This is a genomic window from Streptomyces ureilyticus (genome assembly GCF_011045025.1).
Lineage (GTDB): Bacteria > Actinomycetota > Actinomycetes > Streptomycetales > Streptomycetaceae > Streptomyces > Streptomyces ureilyticus.
Window position 1 is genome coordinate 1 of record NZ_JAAKZX010000516.1, and the last position, 644, is coordinate 644.

Sequence of the window (644 nt, forward strand, 5' to 3'; positions counted from 1 at the left end):
CCCGCCCCACCCCGCCTGGGTCCGCGCCGCCCGCGAGACGGTCCGCACCCTCCTCGCAGCCTCCGGCCGCCCCGAACTCACCGACGCCGCCGTCCTGTTGACCTCCGAGGCCGTCACCAACTCCATCAACGCCTGCGCCGCGAAGGGCTGCACTACCCCCGTCACCCTCCACGCCGGCTGGACCGACCCCGCCCGCCTCCGCATCCTCATCCACGACGAGGCCCCCGGCCTGCCCACAGTCCGCACCGCGGCCCACGACGACGAGGACGGCCGCGGCATGCACCTCATCTCGTACGGCGCCGACGCGTGGGGCGTGTGCACGCACGGCCCGGGCCGGGGCAAGGCCACGTGGTTCGAGTTGGGGCGACCATGCTGACGGGGACACCCCGCAAAAATCGTGAACACACAGCGGGAAACTGTCCTTCAGGCACTCAAACGAGCAGTGCGTGAACATGGCAGGGAGAAGTGCTCACACTTTTCGACACAGCGCCCTCCCGGGCCCACCGCCGCGTCCGCCGCGCGGCACCGCATCCACCGTACGCACCACCGCACCACATCGCGCCACGCGGCCGCACCATCACCTCCGCCCTCGCCCGCGCCCCCGCTCAAGACAAGGGGCGCGACACCCCCCTCAAGTGCCGCGC

The 644-nt window shown here is 72.4% G+C and carries 1 protein-coding gene; it reads left to right on the top strand.

Going from position 1 to position 644, the window contains the following annotated elements; genetic code table 11:
- The coding region (locus G6048_RS48450) for an ATP-binding protein (protein ID WP_165345933.1) at positions 1-376 on the top strand (376 nt) is incomplete at its 5' end.
- Between the last annotated feature and the right edge of the window lie 268 nt (positions 377-644).